Origin of the sequence: Archangium primigenium (assembly GCF_016904885.1) — a bacterium.
Classification (GTDB): domain Bacteria; phylum Myxococcota; class Myxococcia; order Myxococcales; family Myxococcaceae; genus Cystobacter; species Cystobacter primigenius.
Genome location: NZ_JADWYI010000001.1, coordinates 8,642,566 through 8,658,871, shown reverse-complemented (window position 1 = coordinate 8,658,871; position 16,306 = coordinate 8,642,566). Strand labels below are relative to the sequence as shown.

Sequence of the window (16,306 nt, the reverse complement as noted above, 5' to 3'; positions counted from 1 at the left end):
CGCTCATACCTTGACACCCTTCTTTGCCTCCTCGGGACGCACCCGATGCAGCTCCGCGTGGAGCGCCGGAGTGAGGATCTCTCCCGTGAGTGTTCCCAGCACGCGCAGCAGCTCACCCAGCAGGAACGTCAGGGACTCCTCGAGCAGTGTCTCCGCGAGGGCCTGTACGCTCTGCCGCAGCTCGCCAAAATTCAGACCACTCGTCTCGAGCTTGAGCACCGCGAGGTGGGGATAGCGCTCGGTCCCGTCGTGGAGCACCCGGTCCACGATGGCCATCAGGGTGATCTCTCCCAGGCTCAGATGGGCCCGGCGCCAGAGCCCATCCAGGGCCCGCTCGAACAGGTCGAGCAGCTCGGTGCGCGTGGGCGTCGCCGACCACGTCTCACGCCACGTCCGCACGGCCTCGGTGTGGCTGGAGCGCTCGGTCGTCTTGGGAGGATTAGGCACGGGACTGAGTTCGAGCGGAGAGCGTGGCCGACGACGGCGCCTTAACGGGAAAGGACCGGGGATGTCCAGTGCGCCGTCCGTACTCGCGCGGTGGTTAGTTCACGATGGAAACGGTCACCCGGCGCTGATGCGGCGCGGTGCGGTGCTCCCAGACATAGAGCCCCTGCCAGGTGCCCAGGTGGGCCGCGCCGTCCTGGATCGGGACACTCAAGGAGTTCTGCGTGAGCACCGTGCGTACGTGCGCGGGCATGTCGTCCGGGCCCTCGGCGTCGTGGCGGAAGAGCGGATCGCCGTCCTGCACCAGCCGCGCGAAGAAGGCCTCCAGGTCCCGGCGCACGTCCGGGTCCGCGTTCTCGCACAGGATGAGCGAGGCGCTGGTGTGGTGCAGGAAGACGGTGCACAGGCCCTGGGCCGCGCCGCTCGCGGCCACGGCGCGCTGCACCTCGGCGGTGATGTCGTAGAAGCCCCGGCCCCGGGTGGCCACCGTCAATTGCTTCGCGTGGTACATGGGCTCGCTCCCGGGGGCTGGGGGTCGTTCAGGGCTGCTTCTTCAGACGGATATGGAGGAACTCCGCCAGCCGCCGCAACTCGTCGGGATCGATGGTGTGGGGCCCGTTGAACGGCAGGAAGTCCACCAGGAGGCCGGCCTCCTGGAGCAGGTCGCGCAGCTTCTCCGCCTGGGCGAAGGGCAGCACGTCGTCGGACTTGCCATGCGCCTGGAGCACGGGCAGGCCCTTGCGCTTCTGGGCCCGCTGCTTCCACTCGTCCTGGCAGATGAGCGTGCCGGAGAGGATGCACAGGCCCGCGGGGGCCTCCTCCAGGCGCAGCGCCAGGTCGGTCGTCACCATGCCGCCCTGGCTGAAGCCGCCGAGGACGATCTTCCCGTAGGGCAGCTTCGTGGCCGCGGACAGGGCGGAGAGCAGGCTCATGAGCCCGCGCCGGGCCTGGGCGAGCCCCTCGGGCACGGACTTCTCGAACGAGGGCCAGTCGCGCTTCTGGCCCATGAGCACCTCCATGGGCAGGTGGAACCAGGCCCGGCCGGACGGCATGCCCAGGGAGGCGAGCGACAGCGGCGCCGCGGGGAACACGAAGCGCACCTTGGCGCTCAGCTCGGGCTGGCTCTCCACCAGCTCACGCGCCAGGGGGACCAGGTCCGTCGCCGGCGCGCCGAAGCCATGGCACAGCACCACCGCCAGCTCCGGCGCGGTGCCCTCCGGCAGGGCGTCCACCACCTGGCAGTCCAACTCTCCGAGCTTCGTGCTCACGCGTCGCATGGGGGGCCTCGTTCCTACTTGGGCTGGGTGTCGCTGAGCGTCACCTTCTTGAGCACCACGTCCTTGACGGGCTTGTCCATGGGCCCCGTCTGCACCTGGGCCATGGCCTGCACGATGTCATAGCCCTTCACCACCTCGCCGAAGATGGTGTGCCGGCCGTTGAGGTGGGCGGGCGTGGAGACGGTGATGAAGAACTGGCTGCCGTTGCTCTGCGTGCCCGCGCCCCGGTTGGCCATGGCGAGCAGGCCCGGCTTGTCGAAGGAGCGGCCGCTGCGCACCTCGTCCTCGAAGCCGTAGCCCGGCGTGCCCGTGCCCGTGCCCAGGATGTCACCGCCCTGGATCATGAAGCCGGGGATGATGCGGTGGAAGATGACGTCCTTGTACAGCGGCGTCTTCTGCTGGAGCTTGCCCGTGCGCGGGTCCGTCCACTCCTGCTCGCCGTTGGCCAGGCCCACGAAGTTGGCCACCGTGATGGGGGCGTCCTTGGCGAAGAGCTTGATCACGATGTTGCCCTGGCTCGTCACCATCGTGGCGTAGAGGTCCTTGCCCTCCAGCGCCTTCTTCTGCCAGGGGCCGGGCTTGTCCGCGGGCGGGCGCGTGCGGGGCGCGGCGCTGGCGCCGTGCTCGGCCTGGGGCTCGGGCGGCTCGGGCGGCGGCAGGGGGGCCGGCGGCGTGAGGCTGGGGGGCGGCGCCGGCGGCGGCGTCTGCCGCGCGACGGGGGGCGTCTCGGTCTTCGTGGCGGGGGGCGGCGTGCTCTTCTCCTCGGTGCAGGCCGTCAGGGTCAGCAGGAGGAGTCCGGTCTTCAAGAAGGACGTGCGCATGGGGCGGGCATCCTAGCGGGGAATGAAACGCCCGGAACGGCCATTTGAGCGCCGGGGGGCGCCCGGAAGCGTTCAATCCCTCACGCTCGGAAGTCTCGGTCAGGTGGGAGGGGAACCCTAGGATAGCGGCTATCGTCAGTCCTCCTGGGGCCCGCGCGTACGAGCCCCGGGAGCGTGCTCCCAGGAGGAGGAAGCCCATGGCCGCCGTCATCAAGGATGTCGTCGTTCTTCTGCCAGGTCTGCTCGGCAGCGTGCTGCAGCGCGAGGGCAAGGAGATCTGGGGCCTGTCGGGCAGCGCCATCTTCCGCGCCCTGTTCAGCGGCCTGGGCAGCGTGAAGTCGCTCACGCTCAAGTCCGACGCGGGCGGCGCGCTCGCCGACGACGGCGTGGAGGCCGTGAGCGTGCTGCCCGACACGCACCTCATCCCCGGCCTGTGGAAGGTGGATGGCTATACGCGCGTGGCCGAGACGCTCGTGGACCGGCTGGGGCTCATCCCCGGCGCCAACTTCTTCGAGTTCCCCTACGACTGGCGGCGCGACATCCGCTTCACCGCGAAGCGGCTCCAGGAGCAGTGCGCGCGCTGGCTGCACACCTGGCGGCACAGCAATGGCGGCTCGCCGGACGCGCGCCTCATCCTCGTGGGCCACTCCATGGGCGGCGTCGTGTCGCGCTACTTCCTCGAGTGCCTGGGCGGGTGGAAGGACACGCGCGCGCTCATCACCTTCGGCACCCCGCACCGCGGCTCCTTCATGGCGCTGCAGGCGCTCGCGCTGGGCTTTCGCAAGGACCTGGGGCCCGTGAACCTGGTGGACCTGACGGAGATGGTGCGCTCGCTGCCCAGCGCCTACCAACTGCTGCCCATGTACCCGTGCGTGCAACTGCCCGACGGGCGCATGGTGCGTCCGGGCGAGGCCCCGGCCCTCGGCGGGATGGACCCCGCGCGCGCCGCCCAGGGGCTCGCCTTCCACCGGGAGATCATGGGGGCGCTGGAGACGAACGCGCGCGAGGCGGCCTACGTGGAGCGCGGCTACCACCTGCACCCGGTGGTGGGCACCTTCCAGCCGACGTTGCAGGGCGCGCGGCTCAACGCGGCCGGCGGCCTGGAGATGCTCTGGGGCGAGGCGGACGGCACGGACCACGGCGGGGACGGCACCGTGCCGCGCGTGTCCGCCCTGCCGCTGGAGGAGCGCCACCAGGTGCGCGCCATGTACAGCCCCACGTCCCACGCCTCGTTGCAGAACGCCTTCGAGGTGCTGGCCCACGTGGAGGGCGTCATCACCGGCCAGCACCTGCAACTGGACAAGTACCGCGACGCCCTGTTCGGCCCCGCGCCGCGCATGCTCTCCTTGAGCCTGGAGGACGCGTTCGGGCACGACGAGCCCGTGCCGGTGCGCGTGCGGCCCTCGGCCGAGCCCGTGGCGCTGCGGGCCTACGTCTCCAACGTGAAGACGGGGGAGTCCTTCGCCGAGCCGCTGGTGCGCGGCCCGGACGGCTTCCACACGGGCACGTTCCGTCCGCTGCCGCCCGGCATGTACCGGCTGAGCGTCAAGGGCGGCCCCGAGGTCATCCCCGTGAGCGACGTGTTCGCCGTCTTCCACCGCGCGGGCGAGCTGCCCGATGACGAGGAGACGCGCGAGTTCTGCGCGAGCCCGGGCATTCCGGGGGGACCCGCGCGGGACATGCGCTCGGCGGTGCCCGCGGCGTCGCCGCCGCCGCCGGCCGGGCAATCCGCGCTGGACCACGTGCCCCAGCCCGCGGTGCGCGACGAGGGGCAGACCATCACCCGCTACCCCTCGGTGGAGCCCATCATCCCCGCGCGCGCGGGCCAGCCCTTTCCCCTGACGGTGGACCTGGCGCTCGCGGAGGTGGGCCCGGAGACGGAGTCCGCGGGCGTGCAGATGAGTGGGCTCGCGGCCGACTGGAAGGAGCTGCCCGTCAAGGTGCGCCTCTTGTGCTCGGAGATGACGTTCCGCCCCGGGGCGGACACGGGCGTGGTGCTGGTGCGGCGCAATGACAGCTCCATCGCGGCCACCCTCACCGGCACCGTGAACGCGGGCGCCACGGGCGAGCTCACCGTGGTGGCCACCTTCGAGTACGAGGGCCGCTTCTGCGGCGCGGCCCGCCGGCGCGTGCCCATCGAGTCCTCGGGGACGGGCGGGCCCGGGCCGTCCACGTCCCGCGCGCCCTCGGGCGGGGGAGGCGCGGGCGGCCTGTCCGCGGCCTCGGACGACGAGGCCCGGGGCACGTTCGCGCTGGAGGCGGGGGCCCAGAAGCCCCACCTGACGGTGCAGATCCACCGCCTGGATCCGAGCAGCCCCCAGCGCCTGTTCTGGATGCTCCAGGTGTCCGTGCCCTGCGAGGGCCTGCCGGCGCGGCTGTCCGGAGAGCACAACCTGGGCAGCGATCCGGCGGCGTTCTTCCAGAGCGTGGCCAACACCGCGCGCGAGCTGCGCGCCGGAGAGCACTTCGCCTGGTTCATGGGGCTCGGCAAGCTGCTCTACCAGCGCGCGCCGCACGTCTTCCGCGAGACGTACAAGGCGCTGCGCCAGCAGTACGGCGCGGGCTTCCCCATCCAGTTCATCACGGATGACCCGCACATCCCCTGGGAGTTGATGTCACCCGCGGACGTGCCGGGCGCGGAGCTCTTGTGCATGGAGCATCCGGTGGCGCGCTGGCTGCTCGACTACCAGACGTCACTCACGTCGCGGCTGATGCGCGGAGACATCCTCACCATCGCGCCGGACTACCAGTTCCACCCGCACCTGGCGCCGCTGCCCCAGGCGCAGGAGGAGTCGCGGCAGCTCGGTCGGCGCTTCCGCGCGGTGAAGGTGGCGGGCCGCCGTCAGCCCCTCATGAGCCTCCTGGGCGGCAGCTATCCCAACCGCGTGGCGCTGTTGCACTTCGCGGGACACGGCAAGTACAGCGCGAACAACGAGGTGTCGCCCTCGTGCGTCTACCTGGAGGACGGGGAACTCAAGACGCTGGAGGTGCGCAGCGCCTTCACGATGCTGGGCCAGAAGTCGCGGCCGCTCGTCATCTTCAACGCGTGCGAGGTGGGCACGGCCACGGACATGCTCGGTGGCATTGGCGGGTGGGCGGAGACGTTCGTGAGCGAGAAGTTCGCGGGCTTCATCGCGCCCCTGTGGCCGGTGCAGGACGCGCACGCGCGCACGGCGGTGGAGCAACTGGTGACGGACCTGTGGGAGAAGCAGCTGCCGGTGGGCGAGGCGCTGCGGCGGCTGCGCCAGAGCGAGGCGAAGACGTCGCCCACGTACCTGTCCTACGTGTACGTGGGGGATGTGATGGCGCGCTTCTCCCAGTCCGCCGCGGCGTGACGCCCTCCCTCCGTCCAGACGCTCCGCGCGGGGGCCCGTCTCGCGGGCTCCCCTTTCGCGTCTGGACGCTCCTCGTCCTCTTCCAGTTCGCGTGTGCCACGGGGGCGCCTCCCGGACGGCGGGCCGTCCCAGCGGAGTCCGCGCGTGAGGCGACCGTGGAGTACGGGGTGGACTTCCTGGAGCCTGGGGCCGCCGCGATGCGGCCGGTGCCCATGTCCCGGGCCGAGTTCCAACCCGCCTTCCTGCGGCTCGTCCGCGACGTGCGGTGGGGCGCGCGAACACCCCGGGAGGCCGCCCATGCGTTGTGGGGCCTCGCGACAACGTCCGCGGAGACTCCGACGGTGGCCGGTTCGGGCGACTGGACACTGGAGCACCGCCACGGCGAGGGACTTACCTGGATCCCCGAGCGGCAGGCGGGCCTCGGGGTGCTCACTCCCCAGGTCGAAGAAGCCCTGCGGACGAAGTACCTGCACTGGTGTGAGCGGCGGGGCGGGGGCGATTGTCTGGGCCTTCTGGACGATGGTCCCTACCTGCGCGCGGATGACCGACGGGCGTGGGCGCTGGCCCTGGCTTTCGGCTCGGTGCTCGACGAGACGCGGGGGGCGCTCCAGCACGGGTTGCTGGACGCGCGGGCACTGATCTCCCTGGTGGTCTGGACGGTGGCGCTCTATTGCATGATGTGGGTGGTGCCCGAGCCAGTGACGAAGGCCGTGGCGGCCAGCCTGACGCTCCTCCTCGTGGGGTACCTGGGCCTCGAGACGGTGTATGGGCTCATGGAGGGCTGGGCCCGTTTGGTCGACACGGCGCACCACGCCACCACCTTCGAGGAACTTCGCGGAGCGGGCGCGGCGTTCGGCAAGGTCCTGGGCGAGGACGCGGCACGGGCCCTGATCCTCGCGGTGGCCGCGCTCAGTGGACACACGCTGGGGCAGGTGGCTTCGCGGGTGAAGTCACTCCCCGGCGTCTTCGTCGCGGGAGAACGGTTCGCGGCCCAGGGCGGCGGCGCCGTGATGGGTCGCTGGGCTCCGGACGCACTCGCGACGGAGGGCGTGCTGGTCCAGGCGGTCGTGGCCGTGGACGCGGTGGCGATCTCGCCGCACGGCCCCATGGCCGTGGTGATGCTCAAGCAGGGCGCGGGCGGAAGCGCGGGCCAGGCTCCGGGGGGACGCTCCGCCAAGACCCTGCTGCGTCATCGGGGTGGCAACCGGCAGGTGGAACTGAGCGATGGTCAGCGCTGGCACCTGCCCCGAGGCAAGTCGACCTCGGACATCCCCGCCCGTGACACCGTGGGTGACATGCTTCAGGACGCGGTCACTCAGAGCGCGAAGGAGTGGAACTCCAGCAGGCTCTCGCGCAGCGAGCGAGAAGCCATCGCGGGCGCGCTCCAACAGGGAAAGTATTGGTTGGCCCGGTTGTTGGAACGTGAGGCACGAGGGCGCTATGTGCACGCGCGTCTGAGGGCACAATTCGAGGGACCCCTTCGATTCAATCACAAGGGGGTGGACGTGATTGATCCCTCCACGGGTTGCAAGTACGAGATTCTCTCCGGGTCGGAGTCAAATCTGGCACTGCATGGCAGGAGAATGGCAGGCGAATTCTTCCGGATGCTCCCCTTTTGAGAGGAACGATCGTGGTCGGGCTCGAGAACGTCATCTTCAAGAATCAGGAGATCAAAAACGAGCGATTGGAGCTGACGGACAAAAATTCGCTCTACTACCTCAGCACCGCGTTGACGCTGCGCGAGTGCACCCTGGTGCTGAAGGTTCCCGCGAGTCGACTGATCATCAAACAGGCCCGCTTCATCGACTGCACCTTCGAGGTGAAACAGGAGTTGAAGAACTACCAGAGCTGGACGGCCGCGTCCCTCAAGGGCTGCCGCTTCAAGGGGCGTCTGTCGGGCTGCGACTTCGGGTACTGGCCCGAATACGCGAGTGATCCCTGGTATCAGCACGGGTCTATCGAGGACTGTGACTTCACCGAGGCCCGGCTGGATGGCTGCCGCTTCCTGGGCTGTGACCCCGCCACCCTCCGTTTTCCCAAATGGCCCTGCTTCACCCTCCTGGAGCCCATCGCACGCGCCGACGAGCTCAACCGTGTCGAATGGCCGGGAGGGTACCGCCCGATCGTCGTGGACGGGCCGTACCAGGACCCTCCTCGTACGAGGGCCGTGACATTGTACGCCCCGTCAATCGCCAGGCGCTTCAAGACCACCGAGGACGCCTTCCGGGAGGTCATCGAGCGGTTCGACGGCATCGTCTACTGACGGAGCCCCCGGGACTCAGGCGCGCCGGGTCTGGCCCTCGATCTGCTCGCGCAGGCGGTCCTCCGCCGCGCGCAGCTCGGGGGGGAGCGCCTCGCCGAAGTCCTCGGGCGCGAAGATCTGCCGGATCTCGATCTCGCTGTCCTCCAGCATCGGGTTGGGGCAGCGCTTGACCCACTCGATCGCCTCCTCGCGCGAGCGCACCTGGAAGATCCAGAAGCCGGCGACCAGCTCCTTCGTCTCGGCGAAGGGGCCGTCCACCACCGTGCGCTGCGTGCCGGAGAAGCGCACCCGGGCGCCCTTGTTGCTCGGGTGCAGGCCCTCGCCCGCGAGCAGGATGCCCGCCTTGACCAGCTCCTCGTTGTACTTGCCCATCTCCGCGAACATCTGCTCGCTCGGCATGACGCCCGCCTCGGAGTCCTTCGTCGCCTTCACCAGGATGAGGAACTTCATGGTCGTGAATCCTTTCGGGGACCGCGTCGGTTTCATCCTGATGTCGAACGGGCCCGGCGGAAATCGACACGGGCGCTGATTTTTTCCGCGCCCGGGTCAGACCTCCGGAATCCCGGGGCTTTAGAAGTGCAGGGGAATGGACTCGAAGCCCCGCATGCCGGCGCGGGTGCTCCAGCGCAGCGCGTCGGCGGACCCGGCGAGCTGGAGCGAGGGGTAGCGCCGCAGCAGGGTCGTGAAGGCCAGCTCGGCCTCCAGGCGGGCCAGGGGCGCGCCGATGCACACGTGGATGCCCTTGCCGAAGGCCAGGTGGCGCTGGGCGTCGGGGCGCGTGACGTCGAACACGTCCGGGTTGGCGAAGCGCGCGGGGTCGCGGTTGGCCGAGGCCAGGCCGATGGACAGTTGCTCGCCCGCGCACACCCGGGTGCCCGCCAGCTCCAGGTCCGCCAGGGCGATGCGCGGCGTGGTCATGTAGTCCACCGGGCCCCAGTAGCGCAGGGTCTCCTCGATGAGCCCCTTGATGAGCGAGGGATCCTCCCGCACGCGCTCGTACTGGCCGGGCTGGGTGAGCAGCGCCACCACGCCATTGCCCAGGAGGTTCACCGTGGTGATGTGTCCGGCGAAGAAGAGGATGATGACCATGGACATCATCTCCACGTCGCTCAGCCGGTCGCCGTCTTCCTGGGCGTGGACCATCTGGCTGATCATGTCCTCGGTGGGGCTCTGGCGCCGCTGCTCGAACAGGCCCTTGAGGTAGCCCTGGAACTCGCGCATCAGCTCCATGCGCATCCCCATCTGCGAGGGGTCGCGCGGGTTGCTCGAGGCCAGCTTCTCCATCCACGCGTGCAGCCAGTCACGGTCCGCCTCGGGGATGCCGAGCATGTCGCTGATGACCGCCACGGGCAGCGGGTGGGCGAAGGCCTGGCGCCAGTCCATGGTGCGCGTGGGGGCGGCCTCTCCGCGCGCGGCGGCGGCGCGCTCGGCCTCGTCCAGCAGCCGGTCCACGATGTGCTGGACGCGCGGGCGCAGGCCCTCCATGGCCCGGGCGGTGAAGTTGGGCTGGACGAGCTTGCGCAGCCGGGTGTGGTCCGGGGGGTCGAGCATCAGCAGGCTGTAGGCCAGGGGCTTGAGCTCCTCGGGCATGTGCGCGAGCTGCGCGCGCTGCGGGGGCGTGAGCGCCGTGCGGAAGTCCGAGGAGAGGCGGTCATCCAGCAGCGCCTCCACCGCCTCGTCGTAGCGCGTCACGAAGAAGCGCTCGTGGAGGGGCGGCGGGCCGCCGGGCTTCTTGTCCAGGGTGGACTGCACGGCGTCCGCGAAGCCCCGACCAAAGGCCGCGCGCACGACGGGGCCCTGGGCTCGCAGCTCCGCGTAGGTGGCATAGGCGGTGGCCAGGAACGCCGGATTTTCCTTGTCCAGGTGGACGGGACAGCGCGCCGGCTCCCCGGTCTGCTCGGGCTGGGACTCGGTCGGGTGCTTCGTCATGAGGGGCTCCTTCGCTTTCGCGGGAAGGCCCTCTTCTCCCACGCGCCCGGCACCGTCAAGCGAGGGCCGGGCGCGCGCCCTCCGTCCGGCTCAGAAGAGGACGGGCACCTGTGTGTAGCCGCGCAGGCTGCTGGTGCCCAGGCGCAGCGACTCGACGGGCACCGCGAGCCGCAGGTCGGGATAGCGGCGGAACAGGGTCTCGAAGGCGAGCTGGCCCTCCAGGCGGGCGAGGGGAGCGCCGATACACACGTGGATGCCCTTGCCGAAGGCGATGTTGCGGTGGGCGTCCGGCCGGGTGATGTCGAAGGCGTCGGGGTTGGCGAAGTGCCGGGGGTCGCGGTTGGCCGAGGCGAGCCCCACCGTCAGCTTCTCGCCCCGGGCGACGGGGCACCCGGCGATCTCCATGTCCTCGCGGACGATGCGCGGCGTGCTCATGTAGTCCACCGGCCCCGCGTAGCGCAGGGTCTCCTCGACGGCGCCCTTGGCGAGCGCCGGGTCCGCGCGCAGGCGCGCGAGCTGCTCCGGGTGCGTGAGCAGCGCCACCACGCCGTTGCCGATGAGGTTCACCGTGGTGACGTGCCCGGCGAAGAAGAGGATGAACACCATGGAGACCATCTCCTGCTCGCTCAAGCGGTCTCCCTCCTCCTGGACCACGAGCATCTGGCTGATCATGTCCTCGCCGGGCGTGCGCCGCTTGCGCTCGAACAGGCCCGTCAGGTACCCGTTGAACGTGCGCAGCACGGCGCGCCGCTGCTCGTTCATCTCCTTCGCGCCGTCCTCGGACAGGAGGCCCTCGGCCCACGTGTGCACCTGGGCGCGGTCCTCGTCGGGGATGCCGAGCATGTCGCTGATGACGGTGATGGGCACCGGGTAGGCGAAGGCGCGGATGAGGTCCATGCGGCGCTCCGACACGGCCTCGCCCCGCATGGCGGCCTCGCGCTCCACCTCGTCCAGCCGCTGGTCGATGATGCGCTGGATGCGCGGCCTCAGCGTCTCCATGGCCCGGGCGGTGAAGCTCGGCTGGACGAGCTTGCGCAGCCGCGTGTGGTCCGGGGGGTCCAGCATCAGCATGCTGTACGCCAGGGGCTTGAGCTCCTCGGGCATGGAGGCCAGCCGTCCGCGCTGCTCGGGCGTCATCCCGGTGCGGAAGTCCGAGGAGACGCGGTCGTCGAGCAGCGTCTCCACGGCCTCGTCGTAGCGCGTCACGAAGAAGCGCTCACCGCCGGGCGGCGTGCCCGGGGCCTCGAGGTCGTCCGTGAGCCCGCGACCGAAGTGGGCCCGCACGACGGGGCCCAGCTCGCGCAAGTGCGTGTAAGCCTCGTGGGCCCCGGCGAGGAACCGGGGGTCCTCCCGGTCGAGCACCACCGGACCGCCGTGCGGCGCCTGCTTCATGGGACAGCCCGTCGCCCGCTGCTCCTGCTCCGTCGGATTCGTCGCCATCGCAACAACCCCCTGGGGACTTCGCGTGATGATTTCCAAGGGAAGTCATATGCGAAGCAAATCATTCCGACAATCCCGACCGGACCGTACGAGCGCGTCCGCTGGACAACGGCTTCACCGCGGTCTCCTTGCGCGGGGTGAGGCCTGCCGCGGCCGCTACTTCGCGTGCATGCGCAATGCCCTGCATGCCTTCTCTCCGGAGGGGATGATTCTTGCGGCGGCGCTTGAGCATTCGCTCCGCTTCCGCGAGAAGGGCGAATGCCCGTCGAGCTCGCTCGGGGAACCGGGGCACTGCTTGGACGAAGAGGCACGCCACATGGACCCGGTGGGTGATGTCCGCGTAGCCAAGCCGTCGAATGCGGCGCAAGAGCGCGCCGAACTCGTTCCAGTCGGCCCCACTCGCGTAGGCCTCCGTGATGAGCTCTTGCAGGGTGAGCCGCTGGATGTGGCGGGATTCAGCAGGACTGACCGCCTCGCGCATCAGGTCCCTGGCCTGCTCGAGCAACTGGCGCTTGTGCTCCTCATAGGGCGCCTTGGCCTTCATCAGCTCGATCGAGAGTTCATCACGGCGCTTCGCCACGCTCTGCCACCAATTCGCGCGTGTGCTCCGCACACTCAACCTCCCGGGCAGGGATGCCCGCTGAACTCCGTCGGCCATCGGCCCGTGCGTCGACAGACGCGCGAACACGATTGGCACAGGCTCTCCCCGTAGACCCGGGGTTCCTTCATCCCCGCGAAGTAGCCCGTGCACTTGATGTAGTGGTCCGTGCAGCGCTCACGCCACTCCGCGTAGTCCGCCGGATGGGGATCGGTCGGAACGAGCGGCTGGGGGTTTTGTTTGGGGTCGGGTGGGCTCTTGGAGGTGGGCTTTCGCTTCGATGCGTAGGCATCCAACTCCGCCTCGATGGCGAGGGCCACCACGACGACCCCGAGAACGAGCACCGTCCCAACAACGATCTCGGGAGCCGCGAAGATGCAAAGTCCCACGCCCAAGGCTGCCGCGCCCGCCGAGGCGACCGCGCATTGTCCCGTGACATCGTGGAACTCGACCCTGTCGTGGTCGAGCGCGTGAAAACATCTCTCCGCCAGGACGGGCCAGCCCTGCGCGGCTTCTCGCACTACGCAATGCCCGTCATCCGTCCAGGGATACCGCGCGGCCCGCTGAAGGTTGTCGACAGCTGGAGTCGGGGCTTCCTGTGTGAGCGGCCTCGGATCCGTTGTCGCACATGCCAAGAGCAGCAGGAGCGTGGTGTGAAGGAGAGGACGCATGGCGACGTCCTTTCAAAAGCGCGGGGCGTCGAGCGCCAGGGCGACCATCGTCTCGGTGAGGGCGCTCGGGAAGTAGTTGGAGAAGCCGGGCAGGCCGGTCATGGCCGCCTCGGCGTGGTCCATGTCGCCGAGCCGCACCACGCGCGAGCCGGGGATCTCCGCGTCCAGCGCGGCCACCAGGCCATCACAGCCCCAGCCGTAGCGCTCGTGGACATAGGCGCACAGCGGGCGCAGCACCGAGCGCCGGGACAGCCGTGAGGTGGCCAGGGACACGGTGGGGATGCCGGCCGGATAGGGATGGCGGCGCACGAAGTCCTGGCGCCGGGCGTAGGACAGGTCCTCCACCGAGGCGCCATCGCCCTGGAAGAGCGAGGGGAAGGCCACGTCCACCAGCCGCCGGAGCGCGGGCGACGCCACGAGATCGTTGGCGATGACCGAGCCGCCGTAGGGCGCCTGGAGCGTCACCACCGCGCGCACGACCTCGCGCAATTCCGGGTGGAGCGCGAGCGCGCTCAAGGCCTCCACGCCCCCCTTGCTGTGCCCCACGAGCACCACCGAGCGGCGGAAGTGCCGGGCATCCAGCAGCGCCTCGCGCACCACGGCCACGTTGTCCAGCAGCCGGCCCTCGGTGTCCACCGCCACCCCGCGCGTCTCCAGGCCACGCTCCTCCAGGCGGCGCTGGTTGTCGTCCAGGTAGCCGGGCAGCTCGTCCCCCAGCATGCCCTTGATGAGCAGATACTGGTGGCGCCGCGCCTCGTCCGGCAGCACCGCCTCGTTGTCCCGCACGCGCGCGTAGACCGCGTGGAAGCGCGCGGTGACGTCCTCGAGAGGCGGGGGCGTCTCGGCCTTGAACCAGCCCGCCAGGCCCGTGCTGCCCGGCGCCGCCGACGGGTTGTGCCGGGCCTCGGGCAGGGCGCGCAGGGACTGGAGCATCCGCGCGATCACGCCCGGCGCGGCGGGGGTGGGGACGGGGCCAGGGGGGGGCGGCGGGGGGGAGGGACGGAGATCCTTCGAGGCCATGCGCCCGGCAGTCTATCAGGCCCGCCCCGCCCATTGTCGGAGGCACCCCGGCGGGCGGCCCGTGCTAGAAGGAGGGCGGCTCCAGGGGAGGCAGGCGTCTGACGACCGGACAGGAATGGCTGGTGGATGTGCGGGGGTGCATGCCCGAGCGTCTCAAGGACGCCCGGAGCCTCGCGGCCCTGTTCGAGGAGCTCGTCGTGCTGCTGGACCTGCGGGTCATCGGCCAGCCGCAGTGGCATGTCTTCCCGGAGCCGGGAGGGGTCACGGGACTGGCGCTGCTGGCCGAGAGCCATCTGGCCCTCCACACCTTTCCCGAGCACGGCTTCGCCGCGCTCAATGTCTATTGCTGCCGGGTGCGCGCGCGTCCGGACTTCGAGTCGCTGCTGGCGCGGCACCTGGGCGCGACGTCCTGCCACGTGCGGGAGCTGCCACGGGGGGGGGAGGCGTGACGCAGGGGAAATGTCCCGCGTGTGGCGCGGCGGTGGAGTTCACCGCGGGGTCGGCGCAGGTGGTGGTGTGCGGCCATTGCCAGACGGTGGTGGCCAAGAAGGGGTTGGACCTGGAGGCCCACGGCAAGGTGGGCGCCGTCGTCGACACCGACTCGCCCCTGCGGCTCGGGGTGGAGGGCCGCGTGGGCCGCGAGGCCTACCGGGTGGTGGGCCACCTGCAGAAGGACCATGGCGCGGGGCCCTGGGACGAGTGGTACGTGGAGTTCGATGACGGGCGCACGGGCTGGTTGAGCGAGGCCGAGGGCGCCTTCTACCTCCTGTACGCCGAGGGCCTGGAGCCGGAGCTGAAGCTCCAGGACTTCGCGCCCGGCCGCCGCTTCAGCCTCCGGGGACATCGGCTGGCGGTGGAGGAGCGGGGCCATGGTCGGGTGGTGGCCGCCGAGGGCCAGCTCCCCCACGACGTGGACCCGAGCGCGGACAGCCACTACGTGGATGCCTCGGGCCCGGGTGGCGTCTTCGTCACGCTCGACTTCGGCGCCTGGGCGAAGGAGCCCGAGGTCTTCATCGGCCGGAAGCTGAAGCTCACCGAGCTGGGCATCCCGCCGGATCAGCTCCGGCCCCGGGTGAAGCAGGTGGCGCTGGTCCAGGCGCGTTGCACCGAGTGCAATGGCCCCCTGGAGCTGCGCGCCCCGGACCAGAGCAAGCGCGTGGCGTGTCCCTACTGCGGCGCGCTCCTGGAGGTGGGCCGCAATGGCCGGCTCGCCTTCCTCGAGCTGCTCCAGAAGCCCGACCACCCCTTCGCGCTGGAGCTGGGGGCCCGGGGCACGCTCGACGCCGCGGAGTGGATCTGCATCGGCATGATGGTGCGCTCGTGCGAGGTGGAAGGGGTGCGCTACCCCTGGGAGGAGTACCTCCTCTTCAACCGCGGGCGCGGCTTCACCTGGCTGATGAGCTCCAACGGGCACTGGGTGTTCCTCAAGCCCCTGGACGCGGGCGAGGTGTCGGCCCGCTCGGGCGTGGCCGCGCACCTGGGGGGCGAGCGCTTCGTGGCCTTCCAGCGCGTGACGGCCGTCACGGAGCTGGTGCTGGGGGAGTTCTACTGGGCGGTGCGGGCGGGCGAGACGGCGACGGCCGAGGAGTTCGTGGCGCCGCCGCTCTCGGTGAACGAGGAGGAGACGGAGACGGAGGTCTCGTACACCCGGGGCGAATACCTGTCGCCCGAGGTGGTGCGCGAGGCCTTTGGCTTGAAGGAGCCGCTGCCCACGCCCCACGGCATCGCCCCGAGCCAGCCCAACCCGCACCGGAGCGCCACCGCGTGGCGGTGGGTCGGCCTGTGGGCCGCGTTCCTGCTCTTCATCTACATCGGGGTGAACTCGCGCGCGGCCAACGAGGTGGTGCTCCATCAGACGGTGGCGCTGGCGCCGGACGCCCACTCCGGCACGGCCACGGCCGTGTGGTTCAGCGAGCCCTTCGAGATCCATCAGCGCGGCAACCTGCGGGTGTCGTTGGGCGCGAACGTGAACAACAGCTGGCTGGGCGTGGAGGGCGAGCTGCTCAACCAGGACACCCAGGAGGTCATCGGCTTCTACGAGGAGGTGAGCCTCTACACGGGGAGGGACTCGGACGGCGCGTGGAGCGAGGGCGGCCTCGAGACCACGGATTACCTGTCCTCGGTGGAGGCGGGACGCTACGTGCTGCGCACCCAGGCGAGCTTCAGCAAGCAGCTGCCCAACTACCGGCTCAGGCTCGTGAGCGACTCGCCGCGCTTTCTGTGGCTGTTCTGTTCCTTGATGCTGTTGCTCATCGTTCCCGCGTGGAACCTGCTGCGCTCCTCCCTGTTCGAGAGCTCGCGCTGGAGCGAGAGCAACTTGAAGCAGGGGAGTTGAGGGGAGGACGGGATGAAGTACTTCGGTGGAATCATCGTGCTGCTCTACGGCCTCATGGCGGTGCTCGGCTTCGAGCCGTTCAGCGGCGCTCAGCGCGGCAAGTCCGACGGCGCCCGGGGGGCGGTCGGCGCGGCGCGCTATCGCAGTGGAAGCTTCATGGGAGGGAAGTGATG

16 protein-coding genes are annotated in these 16,306 nt (G+C 70.3%); 6 read left to right on the top strand and 10 right to left on the bottom strand.

The window, feature by feature from the left end; all coding sequences use genetic code 11:
* Nucleotides 1-3: 3 nt before the first annotated feature.
* The 4 genes from I3V78_RS35550 to I3V78_RS35535 form a co-directional block, all read right to left on the bottom strand.
* Entirely contained in the window at nucleotides 4-447 is a 444-nt protein-coding gene (locus I3V78_RS35550) for a hypothetical protein (protein ID WP_204494899.1), read from the bottom strand.
* 94 nt (nucleotides 448-541) lie between these two features.
* On the bottom strand, nucleotides 542-955 hold the full coding sequence (locus tag I3V78_RS35545; protein ID WP_204494898.1) for a secondary thiamine-phosphate synthase enzyme YjbQ: 414 nt from the start codon (nucleotides 953-955) through the stop codon (nucleotides 542-544).
* Between the two features lie 28 nt (nucleotides 956-983).
* Nucleotides 984-1,721: an alpha/beta hydrolase gene (locus I3V78_RS35540; protein ID WP_204494897.1), complete on the bottom strand. Its 738-nt coding sequence runs from the start codon at nucleotides 1,719-1,721 to the stop codon at nucleotides 984-986.
* Between the two features lie 14 nt (nucleotides 1,722-1,735).
* Nucleotides 1,736-2,542 (bottom strand): peptidylprolyl isomerase, encoded by an 807-nt coding sequence (locus tag I3V78_RS35535; protein ID WP_204494896.1) that lies wholly within the window; start codon nucleotides 2,540-2,542, stop codon nucleotides 1,736-1,738.
* 197 nt (nucleotides 2,543-2,739) lie between these two features.
* On the opposite strand from I3V78_RS35535, the gene I3V78_RS35530 reads away from it, so the two are divergent.
* From I3V78_RS35530 to I3V78_RS35520, 3 genes are read left to right on the top strand one after another with little or no spacing between them, the layout of a single operon-like run.
* Nucleotides 2,740-5,877, top strand: a complete 3,138-nt coding sequence (locus tag I3V78_RS35530; RefSeq protein WP_204494895.1) for a lipase/acyltransferase domain-containing protein — start codon at nucleotides 2,740-2,742, stop codon at nucleotides 5,875-5,877.
* Nucleotides 5,874-7,496 (top strand): SitA5 family polymorphic toxin, encoded by a 1,623-nt coding sequence (gene sitA5 / locus I3V78_RS39635; RefSeq protein ID WP_476756494.1) that lies wholly within the window; start codon nucleotides 5,874-5,876, stop codon nucleotides 7,494-7,496. Before I3V78_RS35530 ends, sitA5 begins: the two co-directional genes overlap by 4 nt.
* A gap of 11 nt (nucleotides 7,497-7,507) precedes the next feature.
* Nucleotides 7,508-8,140: a pentapeptide repeat-containing protein gene (locus tag I3V78_RS35520; protein WP_204494894.1), complete on the top strand. Its 633-nt coding sequence runs from the start codon at nucleotides 7,508-7,510 to the stop codon at nucleotides 8,138-8,140.
* A gap of 15 nt (nucleotides 8,141-8,155) precedes the next feature.
* Here the strand turns inward: I3V78_RS35520 and I3V78_RS35515 are convergent, their stop codons facing one another.
* The 6 genes from I3V78_RS35515 to I3V78_RS35490 form a co-directional block, all read right to left on the bottom strand.
* Nucleotides 8,156-8,590 carry a YciI family protein gene (locus tag I3V78_RS35515; protein WP_204494893.1) on the bottom strand — a complete coding sequence of 145 codons (435 nt, stop codon included), beginning with the start codon at nucleotides 8,588-8,590 and terminating at the stop codon, nucleotides 8,156-8,158.
* A gap of 120 nt (nucleotides 8,591-8,710) precedes the next feature.
* Complete coding sequence (locus I3V78_RS35510; RefSeq protein ID WP_204494892.1) at nucleotides 8,711-10,069, bottom strand: cytochrome P450 family protein; 1,359 nt, start codon at nucleotides 10,067-10,069, stop codon at nucleotides 8,711-8,713.
* A 90-nt stretch (nucleotides 10,070-10,159) separates the two neighbouring features.
* Complete coding sequence (locus I3V78_RS35505) at nucleotides 10,160-11,509, bottom strand: cytochrome P450 family protein (protein ID WP_204494891.1); 1,350 nt, start codon at nucleotides 11,507-11,509, stop codon at nucleotides 10,160-10,162.
* Nucleotides 11,510-11,570: 61 nt separating this feature from the next.
* The gene (locus tag I3V78_RS35500; RefSeq protein ID WP_204494889.1) at nucleotides 11,571-12,089 is read right to left on the bottom strand and encodes a hypothetical protein; all 519 of its coding nucleotides are present in this window, start codon (nucleotides 12,087-12,089) and stop codon (nucleotides 11,571-11,573) included.
* Between the two features lie 35 nt (nucleotides 12,090-12,124).
* On the bottom strand, nucleotides 12,125-12,496 hold the full coding sequence (locus tag I3V78_RS40415) for a hypothetical protein (RefSeq protein WP_204494888.1): 372 nt from the start codon (nucleotides 12,494-12,496) through the stop codon (nucleotides 12,125-12,127).
* Nucleotides 12,497-12,790: 294 nt separating this feature from the next.
* On the bottom strand, nucleotides 12,791-13,798 hold the full coding sequence (locus tag I3V78_RS35490) for a PGAP1-like alpha/beta domain-containing protein (RefSeq protein ID WP_204494887.1): 1,008 nt from the start codon (nucleotides 13,796-13,798) through the stop codon (nucleotides 12,791-12,793).
* Between the two features lie 140 nt (nucleotides 13,799-13,938).
* On the opposite strand from I3V78_RS35490, the gene I3V78_RS35485 reads away from it, so the two are divergent.
* Genes I3V78_RS35485 through I3V78_RS35475 form a run of 3 tightly spaced genes read left to right on the top strand, consistent with a single transcriptional unit; the run spans nucleotide 13,939 to nucleotide 16,304 of the window.
* Nucleotides 13,939-14,247 (top strand): S-adenosylmethionine decarboxylase family protein, encoded by a 309-nt coding sequence (locus tag I3V78_RS35485; protein ID WP_239576897.1) that lies wholly within the window; start codon nucleotides 13,939-13,941, stop codon nucleotides 14,245-14,247.
* On the top strand, nucleotides 14,244-16,133 hold the full coding sequence (locus tag I3V78_RS35480; protein ID WP_204494886.1) for a DUF4178 domain-containing protein: 1,890 nt from the start codon (nucleotides 14,244-14,246) through the stop codon (nucleotides 16,131-16,133). The genes I3V78_RS35485 and I3V78_RS35480 overlap by 4 nt, the downstream gene beginning before the upstream one ends.
* Before the next feature lie 12 nt (nucleotides 16,134-16,145).
* Complete coding sequence (locus I3V78_RS35475; protein ID WP_204494885.1) at nucleotides 16,146-16,304, top strand: hypothetical protein; 159 nt, start codon at nucleotides 16,146-16,148, stop codon at nucleotides 16,302-16,304.
* The last annotated feature ends 2 nt before the right edge of the window (nucleotides 16,305-16,306 follow it).